Origin of the sequence: Desertivirga arenae (genome assembly GCF_017355785.1) — a bacterium.
Classification (GTDB): domain Bacteria; phylum Bacteroidota; class Bacteroidia; order Sphingobacteriales; family Sphingobacteriaceae; genus Desertivirga; species Desertivirga arenae.
The window spans coordinates 323,217-349,360 of the sequence record NZ_JAFEWE010000001.1; the positions used below are offsets into that span (position 1 = coordinate 323,217).

Here is a 26,144-nt window from a genome sequence, read left to right on the forward strand (position 1 = left end):
GTCAATGGGCCAGTATTCTCGATGATCATCGTTCTTCCCTAATAGCGGTGGCAATGCTGGGGCAATATAACGGTTTTTCCCAACTTTTGGTCGTCGTTACCTTACATCTCCAGTTTGCGCTTTGGTACATAATTTGTATCCTTTATAAAATTTCATTTTAAATCATCATTGGGAAACCAGCCCTTATATAAATAGATCTACCAAAACAGCACGTCATGAGTACCAAGGCAGCAGAGCAACAAAAGAAGCAGCGTCAAAAAGAATTTAAGGAAAAAAAAGCACATCAGGAGTATGCTAAAGCCGAGGCAAAAAAAGCTAAAAACAAACATGACAGTGAAGCGGGCGGCTAAGTCAGCTAGCTTTCGTAAGCCAAGTACCCGGTAAATATTCCGAGGAAAGTACACTAGCATTCCACTGCAAAGTACACTGTCTCGTCCAAAAAATCTTTACAGATTTAGTTATTAGTCCTATAGGAATCTTACAGGCAGTGGATATTCTTCTCAATGTTGCCCTCCTTTTGCCTGCAAATAAAAATTAGGAAAATGCGTTTCCTGCGCTTAAACAAATTCCATTCCCGCTGATACTAAAAACATTTAGGGTAAGAACATTTTGCACATATTGTGTTCAAAGTTGTCATGCAGCCTCTTCCTATAACAATAAATATAGACAATCCGCGGAAAAGGAGAGTCGTTTTTTTAGACGCAAGAAGATTATCGGTCCAAATAAAACCTCACCCAGTAGAACGGCAGGCTCCACTTAAACATTGAATCGTAACATTACTTACTTTTGATCTTTGGTTTATCAAATTTCTGCCGCCTTCCCTCCGTTGGCGGAGGCGGTGGAGTAAATAATTTTTAGTTTCACCTACAATGTCACAGTTTTAAACCTCAACCGCTTATCATTATGAAAATGCTTACCACCTAAAACATAGTCTCTAATAATTGTGTCTTCAAGTTCGCCCATCTGATCTTCAGACATTATACTAACCTCTGCCACTTTTTCGAATCCAAAGCCACCATAAGAACTTCCTAATCTCAGTCCTTCATCCCCTCCTGCAACTAAATACCGATCATGAAATGGTGTTTTATCTGTTCCGTCTATCCATACAATCTTTATTGTGGTTGTCGGAGCTCGTTCGTCAGATATAGCAATCCAAGATTCCATGTACTCCTTTTCATAATCTACAATATCTTTGAGGCCTTCTTTTGATGTGAGTACGAAAACCTCTAATTTTGGATTAACTTCTTTGACTAATTTAAGAAACTCTACATCATGTGGCTTGAAATAGCTATCAATAAGAGTTATAGATTCGTATGTTACATCTTCCAACCACCTTTTAAAGAAATTTAAAGCCAGTTCTCGCTCTCCTAAACGAAAAAACTTCTTTTCTGCTGTTTTTGCCCTATTTATAATAGAATACCTATTACGCATATTTTGTATTGAAGATTGAGTCAAAGCGGAAATAAGTTTAGCATTAAATATTGTCGCCTCAAAAGCCAACCGTACTAAATCTTGATGCTTCATCCCATTTTGATACTTGCGAACTAAATTCTCAATGCAATAAGCATAGGTATTGTAAGAATCAGATAAATTGTACTGGGCGGCTGCCTCTAAAAGAGAAAATGTTTCCTTTGGATCTTTAGGAGTAAAAACACCCGCTTGTACTTTGGATAATAACTTGTAGGAAAACTCAGAAAGCTCTCCTCCTGATCTAAACTTTCTAGCCTTGGTAATATCATCCCGATATTTAGCATCTCGTTCTAATAAATCAAGTCGATCCTTCATTGTCTCAGTTAGTTGTCGATTTCGAGCGGGATCTTTATCTAAGACGTCTATATAGCTGCCAATATTTTTGGGATCATACTGATGCAGCAGATCAACTAATTTCCGATGCTTATAGTAAATATTTTCATCCTCTTTATCAATTATGATGGTCGAAATAAGCTCCTGAATAATTTTTTTAAACTGGCTTTTTTCTAAATCAGCCATAGTCGGAAGCATTTCTTCATGACGCATTAGCATATCAAAAGTCGAAGGAATTTTCTTTGCTTCCGCAAACGCATCCAACATCACCTCGAGTCTCTGAGCAGTGGATTTAAATTTTAATTCACGGGCAAGTATATGAAGGATTAGAGATCTATCACTAGTATTTGGTATCAGCTTGATTCTTCCAACTAAGTGTTCAATATGTGCTTTTTCCTGAGCACCTTTTAGGCTATCTAAAAAAATAGTAGCAGCTATCTTGTAACCATCATGTTTCACGCCGGTTACCGGGTTTGGTAACTTAGAATTGATAATAATTTCAAGATCTTTAGCAATAAGATTTCTTTGATTTACAGAAATTTCCTTAGTAACTTTTAGACTTTGTATTAATTCACTTATTCCAATATAAATTGAATTGTCATAGTCCATCTTCCTAATTAGTTCCAAAACATCAGTCGCTCTTTCGTAGCTTAGTGTCGGTCTATAATCTCCAAGATCATAATGATCGTCAGAATACAATTTTCTCAAAAGAAAATATACACAATCCATCAGAACTGAATCTCTGTCGAAACTATCTACCTTCTCTAAATAACTTGTGAAAGTATTTGGATGATAAAGATATAATGCCGGGCCTATTCTCTTAAAAATGAAGGTGTAATACTCCTTGTCCAAGCTATTTGACAGACTTGAAAAAGCTGGAATAACAAATTGTTTAAATATACTTTTAAATGTAGACTCTTCATTCTTATTATAAAAATTGATAGCCAAATTTGAATACAAACGAATCCTTTCTCCATAACAAGGTATAACTTCGATTAGGTCATAGAGCGTTTGCAAATCATCGTCATAGCTATGACCCTGTTTTATCAAGCCTCCAAACGAGCGGATACTTAATTTGAGGCTAAGGAAATATGCATGAGCAGAAGAATAAGACTCAAATACGCTATCGCATTTCTCTTGCAACCCATCGTCAAGATATTTTTTTGCTAGCTCTTTAGAATAATCAGCTATTTGAATAGCTATTTGAGAAGCTACCTTTACTTTTATCCACAGCGTATCAATTGCCTCCCACGATTTTTTTAAGAGATCAAGTAAATTTGCCACTACACTATCTTTCCCCCCCTTTTCAAAAACCTTTATAACCTCACAAAGCGCGTAACAGCGACTTTCTGAATCATTAATCTGTTTAATATCATCCAATACCTGAAAAAAGTATGTAATATTATCTAATTCTTCAGCAGCAACTAAATAATCAATAATTTGTATTAAGATGTGGTCTTTTATCGCTTTATAGCAAATTAGTCTGTAGCATTTAAGAATAAAGTCAATGTTTGCTTCGCTAGCTTTAACCCCCTCCACATATTTTTCAATTGCTAGCTTGTACGCAAAATCTCGCCTTACCTGTGTATTTAATCTATTAATAATATTTAGAACGAAGTCACCATCAAATTCGACAGAATATGAAATTACATATTCCATTACTTCAAAATGCATGGCAGTTTGGCCAATGATATTATTCAACAATTGATCTGCGTCCTGCTTCGCCAGAGCTTTTAAGCCTTCTTTCTTCTCAATCTCATCCTCTGGATCAATCAACTTTAATTTTAGCCATAAAAGAACTAAACAGTCATTTTTAATAGCAACATCATCTAAGGAGGCGATGTAATAATAAATATCAATAAGCCTGCAAGCTGCTCTCTTTTTTTCAAATTTGCCTTCACCTTCCGCCAAGAGTAATTGCAGCTTCACGTAGTCTCTAGTAGGAGTGATGATAGTCTCCTTTTGAGTATCAAATATTTCTATAATGTGCTCTAATGATTCATAATTCCTTATAAAAGGTAATGGTTGAGCTAGCTCCATTAAGGTGTTAGCGTTGGGGGTATCATCACCAGAGCTTTTGATTACCTCTTTAAGAGCTTCATTAATGACTTCCACAACATCAATATTTTTGATATTGAACTTAATCCAATTTTTCAGTATGTATAACTTTCTTGCAGAAGAATTTAGTGCATTTGCCTTTTCTATGATTTCAGAAGCATTATATTCTTCACTTAGATGAGATAGAGCAAGCACCAACTCTCGCTCTTCTGTATTTGATATTCTGTCTTGCAAAACCGTTAAGTCAGCAACGCTCGAATCAGAATTTTTATTAACTCGAAGTGCAGTTAAAGACAATAACGTGTAAACCTTATCAAGTTTTGTTCCCTCTTCCGTTTCTTCGGTAGTTTTCTCAACTAAATCTATTGCTAAATCGGGACATGAGTACAAAAGCGTGGATGCTAGTTTCACCGCTCCATCTTTCAAGGCCTCAACATTAACCGAATCATACAATTCTTTAATCTGGTTGATGATAGATGGGTCAATTTCAACGTTATTTATCTTTTGCTGTTTGGCCAGATTGGCGAGTAGTTTGAGTCTATCTTCAACAAGGAAAGTGCTATCAAGCAACGCTAACGCTCCTTCATTGTCCCCTAGTGCTACTCTTGCTTTAATTTCACTTTCAAGGCCATCTATTTTTTCTATTTCTTTAAATGAAGATTTGGGAAGTGAGAATCTCAAAAAGTCAAAATAGGCATTATTAGAGTCCTTCGAGGCTTTAAGGCCTATATTTAATTGATTTGTAACTGCATCAAATGATTTACTTTCTTCTATTAGCCTTAAAAAGGTTTCAAACGAAAGGTATTTCAATAGATCTTTCCACCTCTTGGCTTGCACGTATAAATTAGAAAGTTGATTGCCATTTCCAGCACCGGTATTGGAAACGTAAAAGTCTATCAGCAGTGCTAACGTTTGTTGTTCCTTATCGGCAAGTTTTTTTCTTACCAATGTTAAATATTCTTGATTAGCAAACGAAAGCGTATTTCCTTTTAAGGTTAAAAAAGGGATATTAGATGCAGAGAATTTAATGTCTTCTTCCTTAATCTGGAGAATTTGAGAAAGAGTTTTTAGTATATAAAATGGTTCGGAGAAAGCTAGGACAGAAAGAATCATTACTTGAAGCTCTGTATCCACTTTCTGCCAGTCCATCTCGAATAATGTAAGTCTTTTTTCACTCAATTCGTTCAACACATCAGACACTTCCTTTTCATTAAAATTCCTTTTGATTCTGGATAAAATCTCCGGCAATCCGCGGTTTGATAATAAATGAATGTCTTTAATTTGCTCAATAGTCAAGTTGAATCCTGAAAAATATTCAGCAATTTCCTCGATAGTAAAAAAACTTATAGGAAAAGACCTTATTTTCAATTTTGAAGTTGAAGGCAAAAGCGATTTTAACAGGTCAATATCTCCTGTAAAAATAAATTTTGCCTTTCCCCACGGCAAATCACTTAATACTTCTTTGAAAATTTCTAATGCCTGTTTAGTAAGGCACTCAAGACCATCAAATATTAAAAAAAGATATTCCCCTTTTGGTAGTTTTCGGATTTTTCTATCTAATTGTGGTCTCAATTGATAGATAAAGTTATCAGGAATTTGTACTATTTCTTCATCTGAAAAACTTAGATAATTATTAAGCTGATTGTATAAATTTATATTAAGCGACTCCCTTGATTGAGAATACCTGTCAATACTACTAACAAAATAAGAGATTGAATTTTTGAACTGTTTATTTATAAATTGGCTTATTATAGTCGTTTTTCCACTCCCTGATTTACCTTCCAAAAAGATCACATCGCTATCTTCTTCAATAAGTAATCTTTCAATAGTTTCAATAAAAACGTTTCGTTTTAGTTCATCATCTAAGGGTTCAGGAAAGGTAAAGTTAAAGTTAAAAGGGGCCACAATTTTTGCAACTGTCATAAAATAAGGTTAAGTACGAGTATAAAAGTTTCGATAATGCAAAATAGAAAAAAAACATCAAACATTATTCAAAAACATCTGTTAATAGCCCTTATTAATTTTCTATTAGAAACCCTGAATAAGATTAACTATCAATACATTTTCTGATACACAATCATAAGATTAAAAAGGAAGTATACGGTTCCTATGTTAAAGGTCTCCATCTAGAATTACGAACATCTGAACTTGATGGTTGGGAGGTATTTTTAATCATATCGTTTTCACAAGCCCCAAAATCTTCAAAAATTCTTTTGTGCCCGATGTAACGGTACTTTGTTTGGACCTCCGTCATCGTCTACATACTGTTTTTGAATAGGACAATCCTCCCAAAAACAAATAGAACAAATATCATAACGACCTGGAGGTAAAATAAGAGTCTTGTAACCACAACAAGGACATGTATATCTTTCCATATAACTACCTACTGCAATTTCTTTGATCGTCTTCTTAATACCATTACATACAAGTAAACCAATTGTGAATGCTATTACCGGGGTAATCAATCCAAAAGCAATAAGGGATATCACTGCAATTGACGACTTATCCCGATGAGGATTATCAAACAAGGCAATCGCAATAAATACAATTCCTGATATAGAAGTAAATCTTGAAGATAACCAAACCGAAGCAGAAAGCGCGGCTTTACCATTTCGTAGCGTTTCGAATGTTCTATATAATAGATCCCGATATTGATATTAAAACCATACTACCTCCTACATATGCTCGACCGTAAATTCCAACAAAACCTGCAAGAGTAACACTCTCACCTATAACAGCAAGAAAGATGTAAAGAATAAAAGCAACTGCTATTGAAAGCACCATTGCTGCACCATAAGAAAGAAATACCCATTGCCGTTTTAAATCTGCAATAGCTTGATTGTATTCTTGATCAACTTGCATGCTTTCGACTTCTAATTACTATTGTTACTACAAGGAAGATCATGATTGCATATAATAAAGTTAGGTCTGGTTCGGTTCTTTTTCCGGTAGGATCACCGGTGACCATAAATACCCCTCAGTTATAACTCTCGCCCCCAGTAAGCTTACTATTATTCTGATCCATACATTTTGTACTGAATTTAGTAGTGAATAGGTTTTATGTGGTTTGTTTAAATCATCTATATATTCTGTCAATGATCGTGTATCGACTCCATAAGCATTAAGATGGAAAATTAAGTTTATGACACCTGTCGGATAAAGTCTAAACCTGCGTTGCAGGATCCATGTTACTTTTTCATGGGGAAGAGATGTTAGACAAGGACGAAGAAATACTCGATTAAAGCTAGGGTCATCCCATGCCACTGCTGTGTTAAGTAATTTAATTACAAGTTCTATTGGTAAAGAGTCATATAAGTAAGCCAAATCAGCAACGAAATACATTCGTTTGTTATCGCCACTCCAATCCTCTAAAATAACAATCAACTCTTGAGCATGTGCAGCACTCAAAATAGGATTGTCTTTTTTAAACATGTTTAGCACCTCATTTTCACGTCCGTATTCGGGATCAAAGTAACTTCCAAGTTCCAGGTATTGTGTAAGGGCATCAGATATTGTCATTTGATGATTGCTGTTTCGTTTTCTCCACTGTCAATATACCTTAACCTACCCTTCTAAAGCTTTATGCTTAGGTTTACAATTAGATTAAGGCAATCACCCTCAGAATAAATTGATCTATTTCCTTCTGTAAAACACCCTGAGCACCTACCAATAAGCTATTTACTGTTCCTGGAAATTAATTTGAAAGACTCCACGTAATGTGAGATGACTTCTGGCTTCTTGTTCAAGTTGGATATATACAGATCTTTTTCTCCTGTTAAGGTAGTTATTACCAAATGAACTTTATCTGCTTCTTCAGAATCATGTAAACTTCCAGTTGTTCCTCTTTGTGTCTTTATATTATTAGTTCTACTGCTGTTTTATAGTTTCAACATCGAAATAGCACTCTCTAACAGACTTTTCGTCTGTTAATTCCTCATTACAAGGAGTTTGCTTCTTCTTACGCTGCTTAATTCCATTTTCATATTCTACCATTAACTCATTAACGTTTGATACAGGAGTTATTGAACCTATTCCCACTTTGCCTCTATCAACTTTTATTTGACTAATGACCTCGTATTGTTTTAGTCCGTCAGTGTTTAAATACGCCAGGTCAAGAAGATTAAGACATTGAGAACTAATCCAAGCACTTGGTATCTGCCTTCCAAAAAGCTTTGTTTTATTAATAAAACATAAGCCGATCCAGATACCGCGTTCATCTTTATCAAAATCCACAATGATAGCATCAATAACATTACTGTCTTTCTTAAACCTCAGTATTTGTCCGAATTTTACGGGTAGCTCACTAATGTCTATTCCTTTCCAATCAGGCTGCATCTCAATAGGAATTTCTTCGAATGTTTTAGGAGTGCGATTGTTACACCCCAGCTGTAGAATAGCAGCTGTTATAGCTGCAATGGAAAAAATTCTAAACTTCATTGTTGTAATAAGATCGGAAGCTTAAATGTAAGAGTTCCCCTTTTTATTTCAAAAGACAATGTATTTGTCGTTTTTCCAACTCTTAGCGCATTAACTTGTAATATAAGTGTTTTAATAATCCGGCTATGATAATTATAGCCTCAAATTAATGTCCAGTATAATACATTCTTGAAATATAGCGCCAGTTATTATTGACAATTGAGTCGACAAAGATTGTATCGCCATTAAGAGTTGTAAAATTATCAAGGCAATTGCATTTAATGCTTATAAGCTGCTGTTCGTAACGATGATTATAATCACTGGCGTTTCTATCTACATACTCCTTTAATATGAACCCGCAATTCCCGCTTTCATCCACCGCAAAATTATCTACATATTTACCTTTTAACCTTTTTAATAATGGGGTGTACTTGATCGAATCAACCTGGTTTAAATAGTAGGAATTTGTAAATACCCATTCCTCGTCGGAATCCGGCATAACCTTCCTGATTCTGGCCAGATCGTTCAATAATTCCTGCTTCAACAACTCGAACGCTTCCAAATCTTCCTTGCTAAGGTTGACTGTTTCTTTAGGATTGTATACATTTAAGACATCAAAGCATGATATGAAGCATAGCATGATTGACATGGTTAAAACTTTAATTCTCAGTGTCATCAAGTTAAGGACAACTAGGTATTATTGGTGTCGTCAATTATTACTTCTGATTCGCTAATTTAACCAGTGTAAGGACAGTTCCGAACCCTTTGCGATTTACCTCTAGAAATCAGGGTTTTTAAATAAAGTGTCCGATAATTCTTAATTAAGAAACGTAATGACAGCTTTATTCTCTTCCGATGCTATTTTATAAAACTCTTTCAATTGCTCGAAATAGTCCGTGACATAGTCAAGCGATTCTTCTCTATCCCATACTTCAGGATAGATCCCGGCTTCATTCATCTCCTGTCCGTTATATTTCCCTTTCAGTTCATCAATACTTATTTTATCAAGTTCAGCATCGAGTTGTTTAACCTGGTCAACCCTTAGATAATGTGCCGGTCCGTAGCCCATATCTTGTTCTTCGTCGACAATCTGCCCGCTGAATAAGCTCCATGATAAGGGAGCCTGCGCATCTTCGATTTCAGCAATGCTACATCCGGTTAACAAATAGAAGATAGCTTCCCACGATTTGTCAAGATCAAGTAGATCCTCCAGGTTTTCACCTTCATCAGCGTAAACCTTACTTTCAAGAATAGAGGAGTCTTTCAATATTTCTTCTAAGTCCTTTTCCGAAACACGGTAAAGGTTTCCAATCATTCCCATATTATATTATTAGTTTTAATAGATGAGTTCTTACCTTGATCAAGCGTGGTAGTCAAATCATTTATTTTAAATATATTAACTTTCCCAAGTAACGTGATCTAGCTCTCCTCGTTCATTTGTTTTAACAACTACTAGTTGATTAGATAGATCTCCATCTATTTCAATTGAATAATCGAATACGGCGAAATAGGATGTTTCATACTTTCCATCAGGATATAGACCTATTCTAACAAGCCTGAGGCTGTCAAGGATTTGTTGGTCTTTAGATTGCGAATCATTGTTATCAATAATACTGGCGAGCTCTTCTTCGCTTAATTCCTCGAGGTGAAATTGGATATAATCTACAACTTCACCACCTTCTTTGAAATTTCTTTCAATTATAGACTTGTTCTGATTATTGAATTCCCGAATGTTATCAAGAAATGCATTGATTCGCTGATAAACTCCTTCGCTTATGGAGGTGTTAAGGAAATTAATGTCAAGGCTTACTTGTTTATTATCAAAAGTCGTGTTGACATTATAATAGTCTAAAAGGGCTGCGATGTCTATCTCTCCAAAATAAGGCAGTGGTTTAATCATTAAACATTTTATTTAGTAGCTACTTGTTACTCTATCGTAATTCCATCGAAGTTAATTAGGTATTCGTTGTTTTCGAAGTCTGTTAAATAAAGTTTGTCATTTATAGCGAAGTAGTCTTCTTTGTCCTCAGGCTGTTTTGTAGCAAAAATTTTTCTTCCTACTATTTTACTCCCATCTGAATTAGTTTCTGCCCATTCTATTTTTCTGACATTTTGTAGAAGGAGATAAGCGAATTCCACCCTACTATAATTTTTCAATTCCAAAAACTTGCCGTGTAAAAAATCGATATTTATGAATGGGATTATCAAGTAGCTTTTACCCAGGTAAGTCCTTTCCGAATGGGATTCTGAAGTGTTTATTCCATCGATGTGATCTTTTATGTTTATCAGCTTGGCAAATATCATTCTTATTTAAAGGTAATAAAACAGTTGGTTAACCAAGGACCAAAAACCTTCAGGGTGTTCAAAAATATGCATCCTCTAGGAGCTTATCTTTTAGAAAGTAATACAGGCAATGGGAATTCAGGAAGTTTAACCTTTTAAAAGAGTAAGGATATTGAATATCTTTATCTTAACTGTATATTAGAATTATAACAAGAATCTGAATATGCGTACCTTTTACCCAAACAAATGACGGATAAACTGATATTCTACCCTGAACACAATTGTATTTGTGCTTATGAAGATGAGCCTATCCTTTCTTTCTATCAAGGTTACTTTGAATGTGTCTACGTTATGCTTAACCCATTTCAAAAGGTTGATAAAAGGGGAGATAATATAGGGTATCTATCCTGGAAAAAAGTTATTGAGCTCGCTGGATTTAAAAACATAAATCAACTTGATATTGCGTTAAGAAATGCGATTGGAGGTCTTGTAAGCAAGTACCGAAATTATGAAGATGTTGAGATATTGAAAGACACATGTGAAAGAAATGGATTAATTATACCAGGTGAAGGTTGTTTTTCTCAAGCAAACAAAATTGATATGCTAAGAAGCTTACTTGATGCTGGGTATCCACACATGTTTGTGGCAGATGAATTCGGATTTGAAAGGAAGCTTCATTATGTACAAGATGTAATAGACAAGAATGGAGAGGTAGAGCTAGCTACTGCTCATGAGAATTGGTATACTCCTAAAAACGAGATTCTTTACACCGCTCATTGGGATAGCTTCTATACAATGCTTTGCGCTGATAAGAAAACAGTTGAAAGAATAGTTCAGCAATATGGGTTCGAAGGTTTCTACTGTGACGAGAAAACGCAGATTTATTGGAGTGTACAATAATCACTGTTTGAGAGGTATTATACTTCGGATTGGAGTTGCTTTTGCTCTCATTACTCTTGTAACTGTTAACGAAAATAAAGCAAGTGATGGCGTAAAATGATTATTAATTATGGTAAAGTATTTGAAAATCACCCTGCTATATTCGATAGTCATATTCGTTCTCATTACGCTTTCAACAATTGTTGAACTTTCTGTTGAATGTCAGAGGTGTAATTATGATTCAGAAACGCAATACGGCTATCCGTTAACTTTCTTGAGGCATGTCCACTTAAAGGACCTACGTATAGGGGAGCAATACATTTTTAGTGCTGTAAACATTTTAATTGATTTTGTAGTAGCTTTAGTCATTGGTGGAGGTATAGTAGCTATCCATAAGTTGATAGGGAAACCGGTGAGTGAACCTAAGCACCCATGCAGAAAACCAGATATGAGATTTCAGATTGAAGAGATGATACTTGAAGTAGACTTTGATGCTACAGCTAAATACTATGCTGAACAGCCTCAAATAAAGGAAAACTGTTCTTGTGGAGATTGCAAGTATTTTCAAGATGAGTTAATCAGACAGCCAATTAAGCTTTTCGAGTTATTAAAGCAGATGGGAGTAGACCTTTCAAGGCAGCCAGATATCAATCCAGACGGTATTTTTTGTATTAATGATGATATAACCTTTAGAAAGAAATATGTGTGCTACTACCTTGTTGTTGGGCAAATAGTGGAATTTAAAGAGAAATCTTACACTGATAATGAAAGTAATTCACTGACTACTTGGGAAGTTAAGCAACAGGATGAGTTTTTAAAGTTCGATTTCTTTATCCAATACGATAGGATTTAGGTGCGTTATTATTATTCATTGATCATTCCTAAAATTAAGCAGGGTGATCCATCGAAAAGGCTCCCTTAAAGATCACAAAAAATGAGTTCTGATAACTTTACTGACTAGTGCTCGGCAAAATCATGAATAATAGAAAGATACAGGACTGACTTTACTTCAACACCTTTTGCTCGAACTCCTTAATATCCCCAACAGTATCAATGGTTACGGATTCCAGGAAATCCTCTCCAACTGGTTGAATCACTTTTAATCTTTCCTGAACAGGAATTTCTCTGTCCAGCCAGATCTTAGAATCTTCTCTGGTTACGAAAGCAGGCATTCGGTCGTGGATTTTACCCCAGGCTGCTACTGCTTTGTGCGTGATCACCGTACAGCTGCTGATGATTCCCCGGTACCCTTGTTTACCCAATCCCTCCCAAGGCCAGCTAGGAGGGTCAGATCTTCACCCTTCTGCTTTATGAAATGCGGCTGTTTTTTCTTTTTCTTATGCTTGTCGTCGGCCCATTCATACAACTCCTCCCATTCGTAATAGCCATTCACCACCATCAAACAATGCCTTTTTCCTACCAGGGGCTTCCAGATGTTGGAGTTGAGAAGCTTATCATAACGGGCATTGAAAGTACTAAGTTTGACAGGGGCTTGCCGGTTTTAGGATCAGGCTGCGCGAAAGGAGGAAAAAAAGTCCATCTCTTATAAAGTAATCTATTGAAGATTAAAATGGTGGAGCAGGATGCTCAGTTTCCTCGGCAGGGATTGATAAGGAGTTAATGAAGGTATGTCTCAATTTACCATCAAACTGAATTTAATCCTACTTTTTCTTGATTGCCTTCAGTTCTGCCATAAAAGTCTCAGCGTCTTTTGACGTACGAATTGCGATAGATAAACCATCACGACTTTGAGTTGCGTAACTATAAGTTATCTTCCCAGTTTTTTTATTTTGGTCAGACAGCCTTTTAATCTCAGCTATTTTTCCCTGGATGCGCGAATTCATACTCAAATATACTTAATCTTTCAATTGAAACATATAATATCTATAAAGATCATGCCGGTTCCGGGTATAGTCAAAGGCTTCCGGCCGGGGTTTGAAAAAAGGATTACCATTATAATCACGCTCGATATCTGTCTTATTTCGTAGTAACTTTACATACCAATCAACTCCAATTGTCATAAAATATTCATCCATTACTCTCTTGTTGGTTATAAACATACTATGATAAAGTATTGCCCTTAGATCATCTGACCCATCTAAACCAATAAGCGTTTCCGGAAAATCTATTAGAAAGGTAAGTGCGAATAAAATTGCTGTTGAAAAAACACGGCTCGAATCCCTATGTCTTAATCTGATACTATCATTAATCCTTTCTGCACCTTCTGGGGGGCCCATAGCCAGATTTTAAACGTTCCTTAATAACGGATCTGGATGAGGACTAAATACTATGCGCATTAGAACACTGTACCCATCAGTTTGAGGAGAAACAAATTCCGCAACGCTGAGCGCTGATTCTATAATAACTGAATCTAAATTGTACGTCTTGTCTAAATTTATATTAATCATTCAATCCTTTATTCCATTATGATTAAGGTAATTCCGAAATACAAAAGTCCAGGCTAAGGGAGCACCGTGCTTTTGTATAATTCATCCGTGCTGCTATAGGAACAGCATTACACTAAATGAATACGCCAGTTTCTCTCATCCTAGTGCACTCTTATCACTTAATTGAGCAAGACTGATAAAGCAGCTACGCTCTCTACCGTTAAGTTCTAACCATAGAAAGCGCAGCCATTTCTTACCAGTACTTGCTTAAAAAAGCCCTGTAGCTTTGAAAACCAGATCCACCACCCAGTCAATCCCCTTCTCAACGCTATCTCTGCCTTCTTTAGTGTTAATATCTACACCACAGAAGGTTGAACCGTTATTGATGGCATGTAAGATCAGGTAGTAAATACCCGCTGTTAGCAGGGCCATTACCGTACGAATATTAAGACCGGATTTTATAAATATCGGGTCTATTTTTTCAAAGATATCTTCACCTAATAATTCCCTAACGCGGGCGATACTTTGTAAAAGCTCCTCCTCCTCTCCACAAATCTCTGCCAGTATTATAAGCTGGGCTTCTTTGTTTTCGTAATAATAGTTGAACTGATTTTTTAATATCGTTGCGACAACTAAGGGGTAATTTTTAATGTCAATTACATTATTTATTGATTGCCGAATCTCGTTCTTATATTTTATCCAATAGTCTCTATCTGCAATATATGCATCCAGCAGTCCGTCACGTGATCCGAAATACCGGTTAATTAGATTCTTGTCATAACCCGCTTTTCTGGCTATATTGTTAAGTCCTAAACCCTTAACTCCGTCTTTTATAAAAATCTCCCCAACTGTTTCGATAAGTCTCGCCATTGTTAAATCTTTGTTCCTGCTTTGTTTAAAATCCATCATAGTTTTTAATGATTAATGTGAATTGAATATTTAATGAATTATTGTTTTTACTTTTTGGAATGCATTCAAAGCTTTATCCAGCTGCTCGGTGGTATGAGTAGCCATAACAGAAAGCCTAATGCGGGCGTCTTTTCGGGAGACAGCAGGATACATAATTGGGTTGACGTATATTCCTGCATTTAGAAGAATGCGCGCCGATTCTGCGTTTAGTACAGGATCGCCTATTTTAACCGGGATTATCGCCGATTGTGTATTTCCTATATTGAAGCCAAGATCAAGCAATCCCTTTTTCAGATAGTCTATGTTATTCCACAAGCGGTTCATCCATTGGGGTTCCTCATCGATAAGGTCAATTGCTCTTATTATTCCATGTACTGCTGGGGTTGCCGTTACAGAAAACAAGTGCTGTCGGGATTGATATTTAAGGTAATTTATGATCTCAGGTTTGGCGATAACATATCCACCAATATTGCCAAAGGTTTTGCTAAAGGTTCCAGTGATCATATCAATCTCCTGAAAGAGGTTATACACTTCAATCAGTCCCCGGCCTGTTTTTCCTAATACACCTGTTCCGTGTGCATCATCTACAATTAAAAAAGCTTTGTATGCTTTAGTGAGCTCAACGATCTGTTTTATTGGAGCGAGGTCTCCGTTCTGACTATAAACGCCATCGATAACTACGGCACGGGTACGGTAAGTACCTTTTGTATTTTGAAGGATCCTTTCCAGGGCATCCAGGTTATTGTGAGGAAAGGTTTTAACATTGGTGTAAGCGCAGCCTTCGTACATACTGGCATGTACTGCCATGTCAAGAATAGCGATATCCTGCTTCCTCAGTAAACTCATCAGTGAAGCACTGTTGGCTGTATAGCCAGTGGTATAAAGAATAGCATCTTTCCGTTTAAAAAAGGCAGCTATTTTATCTTCCAGAATCTGGTGGTAGCTAAAGTGGCCTCCTATCGCCGGCGAAGCACCAGAACCTGCCCCAAATTTCTCCACTCCTTTTATCACCGCCTCTTTCACTTTAGGGTGTTGGGAAAAGCCAAGGTAATCGTTCGAAACGAAGCTTACCATTCTTCTTGGTTTTGAACTTCCTTCAACATGTACATCCATTTCAGGCGAACAGGGACTGCTGGAAAGTAAACGGTAATTGAGGCGATCCTGACTTTTCAGGTAGCTTAAGAATTGTGTAAAGTAAGCTGAACGTTCATAAACATTAAGACCAGGAACATCTTCGAAGTCTTTAAAGCTGGCAGAGTAAAAGTCGATAGACATTTTGATATGATTTTAGGATTTTGTTTCCTAAAACTACCAGGCTTATGTTAATAAAACTATGACTTTTCTCACTTTTGTAATTTTTTTTAACAATTATTTAATATTAATAATAGAAAAAGTTGAAAACATAAAGCTATCGGTCAATTTTGACTTAAAAAGCGACCTAGTGAAAAGATATCCCTATTTATGGGTTTAAAAATACTATAACTGAAAGGGAAAACCTGACGAACTCTCAAAACTGCATGTGACAATCACTAATAGCCAGGATTAGGCGAATAAATGTCTTAGCATTGAGATAATAGTTCAGTATTTTCCAAACCAACTAGGTTACCTTCATTCTGAACAAAATAAGCCACAAGGTAGACAAGCTTATGCAAAAGAAAACAAGACTATTAATTGGGTTCATTGTAGGTATTATAGTTGTTGTAAGTAGGACAGCTGAAATGTTTGTAACACTATGCGCAATAATAGAAGTTAACAAGTTTCCTGATTTGAGATAGATATATCCGAATACAATCCCCGCAAAAATATGGCCAGTAAAATTTAGTAATGCCCGAGTGTCGAAGGGGAAGCTTAAATGAAACAATGCAAAGAGTATTGAAATAAATAGTAAACGAAAAAACGTATTGTTTACAACTAATACCTCTTTAAGTAGCACCCCTCTGAAAATAATTTCTTCATAAATTGGAGCAATAAGTATTGAAAGAAGGATGGGACTAAGAGGTAATTGATTATTTATATCTAGATACTGGAACGGAAGGATGAAATTCTTCATCGTAGAAACCGATAAAAACAATAAGATACCACAAACTAAACCATAACCAACCTGAACACTCCTAACTGGGGTAAAAGTCAAATTAAACTTTTTCCATAAATAAATTGCAACAACAGAGTTATAAACGGTGGCAGTAGTTAATCTTACAAACTCCTTATAAGAGCCGGATAAAAAAAAAGTTGGAATAGTACAGAAAATAGCCATCCCTATTAAAATTAGAATGGCTATTAAAGTTACTCTTAAATATTTAGAAATGATCATGCTGCCACATTTTCAAAAGTTCGTCCCTTGGGCCCATCTTCAAATGAATTTGATGCAATCTCCTCCATTACGTTGCTGATATCGTTATAATCTTCAGGAACAGGGGAATTTTCAAGTGGACAGTTCCATCATTCATACAAAGCATCATAAAATGCGCCTGATACTTGGTACCATGTCTCCCCTCCTGCATAAGATTCTTTTCAATTTATAAATACAAAGATAAACCTGAGACTTCCCTTTGTTTCTTTTTTCTTCTTCTTGCGCAGTAATGAAAAAGCCATCATAGTAGCTCTGGTAGCTCATGCTTTTCCGTTCTGATTAAATCTATTAAAGCCGTAAGACCTACTCTATATAAGTTATAAATTGCTCTGGCAATTGCCGAACTTTTTTCATTTTAACCAACCAGTCGTTTTGTTCATCCCGATAACCAAGGGGTAAAAGAACAGTGCTCTTTAACTCTAATTTATCCAAATCCAAAAGCTTATCCAGATCTTTATTAACAAAGCCTTCGATTGGAGTTGCATCAACCTTCTGTTCGGCAGCGGCCGCTATCGCCATACCAAATGCAATATAGCTTTGCTTCGCTGCATGCTGCGCCTGCCAGTCGGTTCCAAGTGGTAAATATAGATCCAGTAGTTGTTTTTTGTAGTCATCCATCGTGCCGGGAGGTAAGCCCCGTTCTTTTACAATAAAATTGAAAACGTTTGAAATCCGTTCATCGCTATATCCATTCCAGGCAGCAAATACTAAAAGATGTGAGCAATCAGTAATCTGAGTTTGATTGTATGCTATCTTTTTTATTTCTTCTAATAGTTCCTTATTAGCGATCACAAAAATTTGATAGGGCTGTAAACCAGAGGATGATGGAGCTAACCGGGCCGCTTCAAGGATGTAGTCGAGCTTTTCTTTAGAAACCTTTGATCCATTCATCTTTTTTGTGGCGTAACGCCAGTTTAAATCTTGTAGTAAACCCATGTTATATTCTATTTTAGGATGCAAAGCTATAATCAGAGTAGTGCATTAGCTATTTTTGTAGCTGGTAATAATGGTGACATTTGAGTCACCACCAATTTAATGATATGGATGAGCAGGATATACTTAATTCAGAAGAGTGCCGTAAACGGGTAATGGCAATTTATGACGCAATGGACGTAATAAACGGTAAATGGAAAGTTTCGATCATGTCTTGTCTGTGTTTTAGTCCTAAGCGATATTCCCATCTGCTAAAGAAAATACTGGGCATTTCAGGTAAGGTGTTGAGCAGAGAGCTGAAAGATCTGGAAATGAACCAGCTGATTAAAAGAACAGAGGGAAGTGGTTACCCAAAAACGGTAATCTATGAATTGACAGAGTATGGCGAAACTTTAAAAGAGGTTATTGATGTTATTGCTAATTGGGGGCTACAGCATCGGGAGCAGATCATCAGTAGTAGTAGAAAGAAAGTAGCTGATCTTCAAGAATAAATTACTGCTTCCCTTTTCAATAAGTTATCGATTCCTTTTAAAAATGTCCTATCACCAGGCCTTATATGGTGAACAACAACAAACAAACGATCATCTTTAAAAAGTAGCTTCTTAGGATTAGCATCGGTAATAACAGGCAAACTTGCCGTAGGAGACACATTAATAACAATATGATATTAATTCGTTCATTTGACAATTTCTTTCTTCATCATAATGTCAGTCTGTTCATCTTCACCCAGCTTAAAAATATGCTTGTCAAAAGCCACAAAACCATTCTTTTGATAAAACCGGATCGCCCTGGTATTTTCCTCCCAAACGCCCAACCATAGGTAAGTTGCATTTAATTCCTCTGCTACCTGTACTGCTTTGTTGTAAAGTACTTGACCGACCTTTTTACCATGATATTTTGCAAGCACATAGATTCGCTCTATTTCAAATGCATGATCGTCTTGAGCCTCGGTTTGAGCGTTACCAGTATTCAACTTTAGATAACCAACCACTTCCTTATTAAGTAGTGCAAAGTAAAATTGAGACGCCCCATTATGTACTTCCCTGGTAAGCTTTTCTATTGAAAAGCCTTCGTCCAGATATTTGGCCATGTTTTCCTCGTTGTTACTATCGGAAAAGGTTTCTGCAAAAGTTTCCTTGGCAATACGTTGCAAAGCTTCTAAATCGTCTACGGTTACTTTCCTGATTTCTATTTCTTCCATTATCGCTTGCTAAATGCTGCTTTTTCAAAACTGGGATTTTTTCTATTAACTCTACCAGCTTTTCTAAATTATTTGACAAAGGTTTAGCCATCATTACATTAAATAAATTGCATCTTCGTTTGAAAACCTCTCCTATATTCTCTAGGAGTGCAGCCATTTTTACGCTTGAAAATGCGGTTGAAGTTAGAAAGATTCCGGAAGCCGCAGGCGCTGGATATTGTAGCAATTGGCTGCGAAGTTTCTATAAGCATTCGTGAAGCTTGACTGAGACGTATTTTTGTAAGACTTTCTGTGAAAGTACAACCAGTATGTTTTTTAATAAACCGGCAGAAGCCTTCCTCTGTCATATTTGCCATCGAAGCCATATTTGACAAGGAAATCTGTTGCTCAAAACAGCAGTTCATAAGTTCTAAAGCATTTTCTATTATTCTGCTGGTATAATTTGAATTGCAGCCTGACTCATCATCGTCATGTAAAACGGTTCGATAACCTTTTGCAAGAGAAAGTTCATTCAGTATGCCCATTATTTCTGCGAAGGCAACAAAGCCAGACTTTCCCTTCAAAGCCAGCATTCTAGGTAATACATTTAAAATTGAGTCCTTCGAGAAAGCAATTCCCTGAAAGCTTTTGTTCAACATTGCCTTCAGGTAGTTCATTTGACTTCGTTGCAGGAACTTGTCAGCAAAAAGGTCTGCCGGCCATTGAACACTAACTTCTATTATTTCAACACTGTTGCATGCCTTTCCCGTCCAGCCATGCATGAGATCAGGCCCTAGCAGTACCATATCGAAATCGGTGATTGTTTCTTCTCTGCCTTCTACTACTCTCCTGGCACCTCCTGCATTTAGCAGTAAATGCAGTTCATATGTTGGATGGGAATGGGCAGGAACACTAATTGTGCTTTTGCTTCCCGAAAAAACTGCAAAGCAGTCGCCATTCTTAAATGGTGTTACTTCCTGAATTAGCTGCATTTAGATCCTTTTTATAATCTCTATACAAGCCCTGCTATTATGATAAGGGCATTTCCACAATCCTGCTTTGTCCTGATCGGCCATAATACTTCCATCGTCCAGCACTCCCCAAAACCATTCCCCGTTTTCTCTGTCGAGGATCTTGTTTTGTATAAACCGCCAAACCTTGATGGATCTTTCGAGCTGTTCTTCGTTCCCTGATAATTGCCATGCATTGAAGAAGCCAACCATTGCTTCTGCCTGCACCCACCAGTGTTTTTCATTGATCAGCTGCTGATGCCCTGGCTCGAATTCGTAATACAGACTGCCATCAGCTGCCAGGCCCCTGGCTGCTGCATTCGCTAATCCCAGAGATGCCTCCTTCACTTCCTCAATCAAATACTCATCCTGCATCTGCTCTGCTGCTTCCAATAGCAGCCATGCCGCTTCAATGTCATGACCGAAGGAAATGGTATCCGACTTTCGATTCCAGTTTTCGTCAAAGAACAGGATCAGATGGCCACTTTCTGCATCAATAATATGGTCGAGGAAATTAATCAGCAACAACTGAATCTGCTCTTTCAAGCCCTCATCCCTCCATATTTTGTATAAGGTGGTATACGCTTCCAGAACATGAAGATGTGTATTCATCGTTTTCTTCTCGTTAGCGTCTTTGTCGCTTAACCTGAAATCTGATATTTCCCCCCATTCACGTGTAAAGGCTTCGTAATAGCCGGTCTGCTCCTGGTCGAAACTCCTTTCCAGTAAAAGTTTATAGAGCTCTATTGCTTTGTCTTTTGCTTCAGGTCTGTTGCTTGCCAAAAAGTATTCAGCAAAAGCATAAATGGTAAAAGCCACAGCATACACCTGTTTCTTTGTATCAAGGGGTTTTCCTTTGTGATCCACTGTCCAGTAGACACCCCCAAACTCTTTATCAATCAGGTAATCTATTATGTATTGGTAGGCCCGGTCGGCTGCTTCAAGGTATGATTCCTTAGGTTCAAGATTATAAGCAGCAGAGAAAGACCAAAGGATGCGGGCATTTAGCACCGCTCCTTTTACCGCGGTATGATCACAGGCATTATCATTATCAATCCTTCCAACGAACCCACCATCCACCTTATCTGGTGCATGCTGCAACCAATAGCCCAAAATATTGACCAGTTCACGTTTTGCCTCTTTCTGGTATTCCTCCAGTGATGAGTTTAGTTGGATTGTTGACATTGATGTAATGCTTACCGCTTGTGTTATTATTTTGTGATCTTCATTCGCAGAGAATCCTCTGCCCCTCTTCATTTTAAATCTTGTTATTATCGATAATGCTATAGATCGTCTCTACAGATTTCGCAGAGCAAAGGCCATCTTCAGGAGTATTAATTGCGTAATCCAGCAACTGATCTATTGTTGAAGTTGCTACATGCTGACGGGTATCGGATGAGGCGTAGTAGATGAATACCCTGCCATCTTCGTCAGCTATCCAGCCATTACTGAAAACGACATTAGATACATCTCCTACTCTTTCTTCATTTTCAGGTGCGATAAAATATCCATTTGGCTTATGGATCACTTTGGTAATATCTTGCAGATCTGTTACGAAAACATAAAGTACGTAACGCAAACCAGCGGCCGTATTACGAACTCCATGGGCAAGGTGAAGCCAACCTTTCTCTGTTTTTAGGGGAGCGGGCCCTAAACCGTTCTTCGACTCGTAAACGGTATGATACTGTTTCCTGTCGATAACTACTTCCTTTTCTATGATAGCGTTCTCAATGGATTCACTTAATCCAAATCCTATTCCGCCGCCTTTTCCGGCCTCAATAAAGCTGTCTTGAGGGCGGGTATAGAAAGCATACTTTCCATCCACAAATTCCGGATGAAGGACCACGTTACGCTGTTGGGCAGAGGGAGTTTTTAGATCTGCCAATCTCTCCCAGGTAAGTAGATCCTTAGTGCGAACAATGCCACATTGTGCTACAGCTGATGATTGGTCTCCGTCGGAAGCAGCAGGATCTCTCCGCTCGGTACAGAATAGCCCATAGATCCAGCCATCTTCGTGCTGCACCAGGCGCATATCATAAATATTAGTATCAGGATCGTTGGTTTCGGGAATTAAACAAGGGTATTCCCAAAAGCGAAAATTATCAATTCCATTGTCGCTCTCTGCCACCGCGAAAAAAGATTTCCTGTCTGCTCCTTCAACCCTTGCTACCACTATGTATTTCCCTCTAAATTTGATAGCTCCCGAATTAAAGGTGGCATTGATTGCAAAACGCTCCATCAGGAATGGATTGGTTTCAGGATTTAGATCATATCGCCACTCCAGTGGAACATGGGCTGCGGTGAGAATTGGATTTTGATAACGGGTAAAAATGCCATTACCCAATTCTTCAGCTTTATTGGTCCGTTTGAGCAATTCATCTTGAGCCAGACGTAATGCGCTTAAACGCTTTTCAAAAATTTCGTTTGTTGTTAATGTTATTTCCTGCATCGCTAAATGGTATGTGTTAGGGATATATTTGTAATTGTGAGTTATTAGAGATTATCTACCGGAAGCTCTGGTAAACGGGTTCTGTAAGCGGGACCAATTCCTTCGCTGCCTTTTCTTTAGATTCCCGGGCTTCAGCCTGAAGTTTGTCCCACCAGGTTCGCTTTAAAATGATTCCCAACACTACCAAAACCAGCACTGTTACTAAAAGAGGCATTTTCATACCGAGAATGAGATACATGGGAAGTACGGTGAGGCAAAGCTGGGCTGCTATACCTACAACTACATTGAACATGTCGAGCTTAAAATTCCGGTTTGGTTCAAATGAGGGATCTTCGACTTTTACCTTTTCCAGAACAGGTGTCCAAAATCCCCAGGGACGCACTGTTTTATAGAACTTTATAAGGATAGCTTCGTCTGTTGGAGGCGCAGAATATGTTCCGAATAAACAACCGGCCAGAGAAATAAGGAATAACAAAGGCCATACGTAAAGCGGTAAAGTATCCGGAAAAATAAAAGGGAAAACAAGGGCCGCGGCAATTCCTGCTGCCATTCCCCAGAAGAATCCGTTGGCATTGAAGCGCCACCAGTACCACTTAAGCACATTTGCTGAGATATAACCACCATAGAGCGCCCCCACTATCCATTGAAGGATACTGTTGACGTCTTTGGCAAAGAAGCCTAGGGTTACGCCGATAGCCACTACCACAATACCTACCAGGTAGTTGGCAGAGATGATCTTTTGAGTAGAAGCCCCGGGATTAACGTATTTAAGGTAGATATCATTCACGATATAAGCCTGAGCTGCGTTCAACGTACCAGAAAATGTTCCCATGAAAGCGCCTAGCAAACCTGTTAACACAAGTCCCAGTATACCCACCGGCAGAAAGGTATTGATAGCTGCAGGAAGGATCCGTTCGAAGTCAGAAGCTCCACTTTCAGTAGTAATGTCAAGCTTATTGAAATACAGTAAGGCAAGAACAGTAAGGCCTATCACCATGGAGTAACGGATCGGAAGCAGCACAATTGAAACGAAGCCGGTCATTTTAGAGGCATCCTCAGGAGAGCGGGTAGATAGTACTTTCTGCATATCGTAGTTCGGTGCTGGTCCTGCCAAACTCGAAAGCACTCCTTTAAACAACATCATCATGAAAAATATTCCAAACAGACCAAACCCGTCTTCTTCGATCTTTTTATTTGCTGCTGGTATGATATTACTCCAATCCAGATCCAGCTTCCAACCGAAGAATGGATCACGCCATCCCTCTGGCACATGCAGATCATTTCCTTGCAGATTACTTACCGCAATAATGGCGATGGCAATACAACCCACAGTCATGATGGCATACTTGATCACGTCGCCTAAAACAATACTGTGCATGCCACCCAGAATGGAGTAGAACATGGCGAAAAGGGTAAATATGATCCCATAGAAATGCGCTACGTAGCTGGCAGGAACATAAAAGGGCAGATAGGGCTGCACGATATTCCATGGAACAAAGATCTCAATGAATTTGCCCAGGCCTACAAAGCCGTAAGCAAGGAAACCAAGACAACCGATCAGGGCAAAGGCTACCACAATATTATGTGAAGCTTTTACGCCTTTCCCTTCGAGACCGAAGCGGGTAGCCAGCCATTCTGCACCAGTATCGGCATTAGAACGGCGTAGCCACTTCGCCAGGAACATCATATTGAATACCTGGTTGAAAACCGGCCAAAGCCAGGGAATCCAGATACTTTTTAATCCATATACAAAGCATAAGGAGACCATCCACATTGTCCCGCTGATATCGAACATATCTGAGGCATCGCTTAATCCCAGCATATACCATGGTAATTTCTTTCCTCCCATCAAATAACTTTCCTTGTTCTGGCGGGCTTTATTGCGATAATACCAACCGATCATTACCATCATAATGAGGTAAAAGACGATCAATGAGACGTCGATAAGTGTTAAATTCATTTCTCCTGATGCAATTGTTTCGTTTGTTTATAATGGCGAGTAGAATGGGCACTTCCGGCCTACTCATTTGTTAATTAATGGATCAAATTTGAGCAGGATTAAAGGCCTTATTGCTTAAAAAAGGGGGTCGAAATGTTTATTTACAATCGGATCATACGCTATATATGACCCAGGCTGAGTGTAAAGGATAGGCTGGGCTTGTATAAAAAAAGCAGGCTCCGAATTGGGAGACCTGCTTTACCATAAACCAACTTTTAGTATATATTTTCGTCTACTTTGGAGACGTGTACATTTGCCGTTTGAGCTCTGAAGCAAACATTACATAAGAACTGCTTTTGAACACACCAAAATCAGCCTCAGCCGGATGATTTTTGTAAGGTGTCCAATAAGACGAAGTTGTATTAGCCCAAACCAGCACATAAGCCATTTCAATCTGTTGCAATTGCAGACTGGCAAGAAGTTTTTGCGTGTACCAGTTAGTAGTGGTCAGGTTTTGCTGTCCCGCTTCGGTAAAGGCAGCTATTTTATTCTTCTGTTTGGCGTAATCAGAAACGATCTTTAGTTTATTAGAAATGGTGGAATTGCTTACATTGCTATTCAAGGCATAGTTATCGGTACCTATAATGTCAACATAATCATCTCCGGGGTAGAACTCCAGGTATTGCGTTAAGCCATTATATTCTCCACCCGGCGACCAGCAATAAAGGAAGTTGTGAACTTCAAGTTCGTTTTTAAGGTAGTTAACCGTAAATTGAAAAAGCTCCTTGTATTGGGCAGGAGTACAATGCGTTTTGCCCCACCAGAACCAGGCCCCATCCATTTCATGAAAAGGCCTGAAGATAACAGGTACGAGCTTGCCGTCTGCTCCAACAAGGGATTTAGCATAGTCCGCAATCTGCTTTAAGGAGCCTTTGTACACCTCGTGATGCGATCCGCCAGGAAGAATTTTACTTACTGCTTCCACTGGCGATTCATTCCAATTGAAACTTCCTTTTGAAACGGGGTTGCTGTAATGCCAGGAATAGGTATTTATCCCTCCCCTGTTATAAGCCTCTATCGTTAACTCTTTGGCAATCTTTCTCTCGTAATCAAACCATCCACCTTCTGCCCATCCGGCTATATAATTAAAGTCGTGTCCGTAAACTACAGGGTAAGAGCCGGTAACATCCTTAACGTCTGACCTTTCTTTTGATACAGCCGGAAGATGCTGTTCGTTTGCCCAACCTGTTGATGCATTTATTACTCCCCTTTTGGTTGCATCCTGGTGTCCAAAAAGGATGTTCTTCTTCGAAACCTTTTTCAGGTTATAGAAGAGCCAGGCTGTTTCTTGTGTGACATTTTTATCTACCAACCATAACTTCACTGTCGATAGTTCAGGCACTACCTCCGTCTCCTCTGGTGCCGGCTCAGGAGCTGGCTCTCCTCCACTCTTCTTTTTGCAGGAAACTAAACAGAAACCTGCAAGGATCAGGAAGACCGCTATTTTGTTAAAATGCATATTGCGTGCTTTATTTATTTTTTAATCAA

Annotated in this window: 28 protein-coding genes; 5 read left to right on the forward strand and 23 right to left on the reverse strand. The window is 38.0% G+C overall.

Translation table 11 applies throughout. The features are described 5' to 3' along the window. The first annotated feature begins 215 nt into the window (after positions 1-215). Complete coding sequence (locus tag J4N24_RS25655) at positions 216-350, forward strand: hypothetical protein (protein ID WP_256439334.1); 135 nt, start codon at positions 216-218, stop codon at positions 348-350. Between the two features lie 514 nt (positions 351-864). Here J4N24_RS25655 and J4N24_RS01170 read toward each other — a convergent pair. From J4N24_RS01170 to J4N24_RS01210, 9 genes are all read right to left on the reverse strand, one after another. After that, positions 865-5,784: an NB-ARC domain-containing protein gene (locus J4N24_RS01170; protein ID WP_207531810.1), complete on the reverse strand. Its 4,920-nt coding sequence runs from the start codon at positions 5,782-5,784 to the stop codon at positions 865-867. A 278-nt stretch (positions 5,785-6,062) separates the two neighbouring features. Continuing rightward, complete coding sequence (locus tag J4N24_RS25800; protein ID WP_369806188.1) at positions 6,063-6,236, reverse strand: CPCC family cysteine-rich protein; 174 nt, start codon at positions 6,234-6,236, stop codon at positions 6,063-6,065. 256 nt (positions 6,237-6,492) lie between these two features. Continuing rightward, positions 6,493-6,723: a hypothetical protein gene (locus J4N24_RS01180; RefSeq protein WP_207531812.1), complete on the reverse strand. Its 231-nt coding sequence runs from the start codon at positions 6,721-6,723 to the stop codon at positions 6,493-6,495. Between the two features lie 60 nt (positions 6,724-6,783). Next, positions 6,784-7,380, reverse strand: coding sequence for a hypothetical protein (locus J4N24_RS01185; RefSeq protein ID WP_207531813.1), 597 nt, complete (start codon positions 7,378-7,380; stop codon positions 6,784-6,786). A 348-nt stretch (positions 7,381-7,728) separates the two neighbouring features. After that, the gene (locus J4N24_RS01190; RefSeq protein ID WP_207531814.1) at positions 7,729-8,298 is read right to left on the reverse strand and encodes a hypothetical protein; all 570 of its coding nucleotides are present in this window, start codon (positions 8,296-8,298) and stop codon (positions 7,729-7,731) included. Positions 8,299-8,443: 145 nt separating this feature from the next. Further along, complete coding sequence (locus J4N24_RS01195; protein WP_207531815.1) at positions 8,444-8,926, reverse strand: hypothetical protein; 483 nt, start codon at positions 8,924-8,926, stop codon at positions 8,444-8,446. Positions 8,927-9,094: 168 nt separating this feature from the next. After that, complete coding sequence (locus tag J4N24_RS01200) at positions 9,095-9,598, reverse strand: YfbM family protein (protein ID WP_242691455.1); 504 nt, start codon at positions 9,596-9,598, stop codon at positions 9,095-9,097. A gap of 75 nt (positions 9,599-9,673) precedes the next feature. Next, positions 9,674-10,177: a DUF2004 domain-containing protein gene (locus J4N24_RS01205; RefSeq protein ID WP_207531816.1), complete on the reverse strand. Its 504-nt coding sequence runs from the start codon at positions 10,175-10,177 to the stop codon at positions 9,674-9,676. Positions 10,178-10,203: 26 nt separating this feature from the next. Continuing rightward, positions 10,204-10,581, reverse strand: coding sequence for a hypothetical protein (locus J4N24_RS01210; RefSeq protein ID WP_207531817.1), 378 nt, complete (start codon positions 10,579-10,581; stop codon positions 10,204-10,206). 225 nt (positions 10,582-10,806) lie between these two features. On the opposite strand from J4N24_RS01210, the gene J4N24_RS01215 reads away from it, so the two are divergent. Both J4N24_RS01215 and J4N24_RS01220 read left to right on the forward strand, forming a co-directional pair. Next, complete coding sequence (locus J4N24_RS01215; protein WP_207531818.1) at positions 10,807-11,460, forward strand: DUF2711 family protein; 654 nt, start codon at positions 10,807-10,809, stop codon at positions 11,458-11,460. Between the two features lie 109 nt (positions 11,461-11,569). After that, positions 11,570-12,292 (forward strand): hypothetical protein, encoded by a 723-nt coding sequence (locus J4N24_RS01220; RefSeq protein ID WP_207531819.1) that lies wholly within the window; start codon positions 11,570-11,572, stop codon positions 12,290-12,292. A gap of 151 nt (positions 12,293-12,443) precedes the next feature. On the opposite strand, the gene J4N24_RS01225 is transcribed toward J4N24_RS01220, so the two are convergent. Next, complete coding sequence (locus J4N24_RS01225; protein ID WP_207531820.1) at positions 12,444-12,659, reverse strand: SOS response-associated peptidase family protein; 216 nt, start codon at positions 12,657-12,659, stop codon at positions 12,444-12,446. Then, complete coding sequence (locus J4N24_RS01230) at positions 12,656-12,874, reverse strand: SOS response-associated peptidase family protein (protein ID WP_369806189.1); 219 nt, start codon at positions 12,872-12,874, stop codon at positions 12,656-12,658. The genes J4N24_RS01225 and J4N24_RS01230 overlap by 4 nt, the downstream gene beginning before the upstream one ends. On the opposite strand from J4N24_RS01230, the gene J4N24_RS25455 reads away from it, so the two are divergent. After that, a complete protein-coding gene (locus J4N24_RS25455) occupies positions 12,845-12,988 on the forward strand; it encodes a hypothetical protein (RefSeq protein ID WP_242691457.1) in 144 nt (47 codons plus the stop codon). The two genes, J4N24_RS01230 and J4N24_RS25455, sit on opposite strands and share 30 nt — an antisense overlap. Positions 12,989-13,100: 112 nt before the next feature. Here the strand turns inward: J4N24_RS25455 and J4N24_RS01235 are convergent, their stop codons facing one another. From J4N24_RS01235 to J4N24_RS01260, 6 genes are all read right to left on the reverse strand, one after another. Beyond that, positions 13,101-13,283 carry a hypothetical protein gene (locus J4N24_RS01235; RefSeq protein ID WP_207531821.1) on the reverse strand — a complete coding sequence of 61 codons (183 nt, stop codon included), beginning with the start codon at positions 13,281-13,283 and terminating at the stop codon, positions 13,101-13,103. A 12-nt stretch (positions 13,284-13,295) separates the two neighbouring features. After that, entirely contained in the window at positions 13,296-13,676 is a 381-nt protein-coding gene (locus J4N24_RS01240) for a hypothetical protein (RefSeq protein ID WP_207531822.1), read from the reverse strand. 417 nt (positions 13,677-14,093) lie between these two features. Further along, positions 14,094-14,735: a TetR/AcrR family transcriptional regulator gene (locus J4N24_RS01245; protein WP_207531823.1), complete on the reverse strand. Its 642-nt coding sequence runs from the start codon at positions 14,733-14,735 to the stop codon at positions 14,094-14,096. A gap of 30 nt (positions 14,736-14,765) precedes the next feature. After that, positions 14,766-16,010 carry an aminotransferase class I/II-fold pyridoxal phosphate-dependent enzyme gene (locus tag J4N24_RS01250; RefSeq protein ID WP_207531824.1) on the reverse strand — a complete coding sequence of 415 codons (1,245 nt, stop codon included), beginning with the start codon at positions 16,008-16,010 and terminating at the stop codon, positions 14,766-14,768. 322 nt (positions 16,011-16,332) lie between these two features. Then, positions 16,333-16,989, reverse strand: coding sequence for a CPBP family intramembrane glutamic endopeptidase (locus J4N24_RS01255; protein WP_207531825.1), 657 nt, complete (start codon positions 16,987-16,989; stop codon positions 16,333-16,335). Between the two features lie 399 nt (positions 16,990-17,388). Beyond that, positions 17,389-18,021: a nitroreductase family protein gene (locus J4N24_RS01260; RefSeq protein ID WP_207531826.1), complete on the reverse strand. Its 633-nt coding sequence runs from the start codon at positions 18,019-18,021 to the stop codon at positions 17,389-17,391. Positions 18,022-18,125: 104 nt separating this feature from the next. Between J4N24_RS01260 and J4N24_RS01265 the strand changes: the two genes are divergently transcribed. Beyond that, a complete protein-coding gene (locus J4N24_RS01265) occupies positions 18,126-18,509 on the forward strand; it encodes a winged helix-turn-helix transcriptional regulator (RefSeq protein WP_207531827.1) in 384 nt (127 codons plus the stop codon). A 185-nt stretch (positions 18,510-18,694) separates the two neighbouring features. Here the strand turns inward: J4N24_RS01265 and J4N24_RS01270 are convergent, their stop codons facing one another. The 6 genes from J4N24_RS01270 to J4N24_RS01295 all read right to left on the reverse strand — a co-directional run bounded on the left by J4N24_RS01270 (position 18,695) and on the right by J4N24_RS01295 (position 26,115). Next, complete coding sequence (locus tag J4N24_RS01270) at positions 18,695-19,219, reverse strand: GNAT family N-acetyltransferase (protein WP_207531828.1); 525 nt, start codon at positions 19,217-19,219, stop codon at positions 18,695-18,697. A 98-nt stretch (positions 19,220-19,317) separates the two neighbouring features. Beyond that, positions 19,318-20,190: an AraC family transcriptional regulator gene (locus J4N24_RS01275; protein ID WP_207531829.1), complete on the reverse strand. Its 873-nt coding sequence runs from the start codon at positions 20,188-20,190 to the stop codon at positions 19,318-19,320. Beyond that, positions 20,191-21,465: an AGE family epimerase/isomerase gene (locus J4N24_RS01280; RefSeq protein ID WP_242691458.1), complete on the reverse strand. Its 1,275-nt coding sequence runs from the start codon at positions 21,463-21,465 to the stop codon at positions 20,191-20,193. It abuts the gene before it with no gap. A gap of 1 nt (position 21,466) precedes the next feature. Continuing rightward, entirely contained in the window at positions 21,467-22,657 is a 1,191-nt protein-coding gene (locus tag J4N24_RS01285; RefSeq protein ID WP_207531830.1) for a glycoside hydrolase family 130 protein, read from the reverse strand. Positions 22,658-22,712: 55 nt separating this feature from the next. Continuing rightward, on the reverse strand, positions 22,713-24,617 hold the full coding sequence (locus J4N24_RS01290; protein ID WP_207531831.1) for a sodium:solute symporter family protein: 1,905 nt from the start codon (positions 24,615-24,617) through the stop codon (positions 22,713-22,715). Positions 24,618-24,888: 271 nt separating this feature from the next. Next, the gene (locus J4N24_RS01295) at positions 24,889-26,115 is read right to left on the reverse strand and encodes a glycoside hydrolase family 26 protein (RefSeq protein WP_207531832.1); all 1,227 of its coding nucleotides are present in this window, start codon (positions 26,113-26,115) and stop codon (positions 24,889-24,891) included. Positions 26,116-26,144: the final 29 nt, after the last annotated feature.

Bases quoted from the DNA above. Each gene is read 5' to 3' on its own strand.
- J4N24_RS01245 (WP_207531823.1), bottom strand. From the start codon at position 14,735: ATGATGGATTTTAAACAAAGCAGGAACAAAGATTTAACAATGGCGAGA.
- J4N24_RS01185 (WP_207531813.1), bottom strand. From the start codon at position 7,380: ATGACAATATCTGATGCCCTTACACAATACCTGGAACTTGGAAGTTAC.
- J4N24_RS25800 (WP_369806188.1), bottom strand. From the start codon at position 6,236: ATGGAAAGATATACATGTCCTTGTTGTGGTTACAAGACTCTTATTTTA.
- J4N24_RS01285 (WP_207531830.1), bottom strand. From the start codon at position 22,657: ATGCAGGAAATAACATTAACAACAAACGAAATTTTTGAAAAGCGTTTA.
- J4N24_RS01235 (WP_207531821.1), bottom strand. From the start codon at position 13,283: ATGAATTCGCGCATCCAGGGAAAAATAGCTGAGATTAAAAGGCTGTCT.
- J4N24_RS01220 (WP_207531819.1), top strand. From the start codon at position 11,570: ATGGTAAAGTATTTGAAAATCACCCTGCTATATTCGATAGTCATATTC.
- J4N24_RS01290 (WP_207531831.1), bottom strand. From the start codon at position 24,617: ATGAATTTAACACTTATCGACGTCTCATTGATCGTCTTTTACCTCATT.
- J4N24_RS01295 (WP_207531832.1), bottom strand. From the start codon at position 26,115: ATGCATTTTAACAAAATAGCGGTCTTCCTGATCCTTGCAGGTTTCTGT.
- J4N24_RS01240 (WP_207531822.1), bottom strand. From the start codon at position 13,676: ATGGGCCCCCCAGAAGGTGCAGAAAGGATTAATGATAGTATCAGATTA.
- J4N24_RS01265 (WP_207531827.1), top strand. From the start codon at position 18,126: ATGGATGAGCAGGATATACTTAATTCAGAAGAGTGCCGTAAACGGGTA.
- J4N24_RS01260 (WP_207531826.1), bottom strand. From the start codon at position 18,021: ATGGGTTTACTACAAGATTTAAACTGGCGTTACGCCACAAAAAAGATG.
- J4N24_RS01255 (WP_207531825.1), bottom strand. From the start codon at position 16,989: ATGGCTATTTTCTGTACTATTCCAACTTTTTTTTTATCCGGCTCTTAT.
- J4N24_RS01170 (WP_207531810.1), bottom strand. From the start codon at position 5,784: ATGACAGTTGCAAAAATTGTGGCCCCTTTTAACTTTAACTTTACCTTT.
- J4N24_RS01270 (WP_207531828.1), bottom strand. From the start codon at position 19,219: ATGGAAGAAATAGAAATCAGGAAAGTAACCGTAGACGATTTAGAAGCT.
- J4N24_RS01215 (WP_207531818.1), top strand. From the start codon at position 10,807: ATGACGGATAAACTGATATTCTACCCTGAACACAATTGTATTTGTGCT.
- J4N24_RS01205 (WP_207531816.1), bottom strand. From the start codon at position 10,177: ATGATTAAACCACTGCCTTATTTTGGAGAGATAGACATCGCAGCCCTT.
- J4N24_RS01200 (WP_242691455.1), bottom strand. From the start codon at position 9,598: ATGGGAATGATTGGAAACCTTTACCGTGTTTCGGAAAAGGACTTAGAA.
- J4N24_RS25655 (WP_256439334.1), top strand. From the start codon at position 216: ATGAGTACCAAGGCAGCAGAGCAACAAAAGAAGCAGCGTCAAAAAGAA.
- J4N24_RS01275 (WP_207531829.1), bottom strand. From the start codon at position 20,190: ATGCAGCTAATTCAGGAAGTAACACCATTTAAGAATGGCGACTGCTTT.
- J4N24_RS01280 (WP_242691458.1), bottom strand. From the start codon at position 21,465: ATGAAGAGGGGCAGAGGATTCTCTGCGAATGAAGATCACAAAATAATA.
- J4N24_RS01210 (WP_207531817.1), bottom strand. From the start codon at position 10,581: ATGATATTTGCCAAGCTGATAAACATAAAAGATCACATCGATGGAATA.
- J4N24_RS25455 (WP_242691457.1), top strand. From the start codon at position 12,845: ATGCCTTTTTCCTACCAGGGGCTTCCAGATGTTGGAGTTGAGAAGCTT.
- J4N24_RS01190 (WP_207531814.1), bottom strand. From the start codon at position 8,298: ATGAAGTTTAGAATTTTTTCCATTGCAGCTATAACAGCTGCTATTCTA.
- J4N24_RS01180 (WP_207531812.1), bottom strand. From the start codon at position 6,723: ATGCAAGTTGATCAAGAATACAATCAAGCTATTGCAGATTTAAAACGG.
- J4N24_RS01195 (WP_207531815.1), bottom strand. From the start codon at position 8,926: ATGTCAATCATGCTATGCTTCATATCATGCTTTGATGTCTTAAATGTA.
- J4N24_RS01250 (WP_207531824.1), bottom strand. From the start codon at position 16,010: ATGTCTATCGACTTTTACTCTGCCAGCTTTAAAGACTTCGAAGATGTT.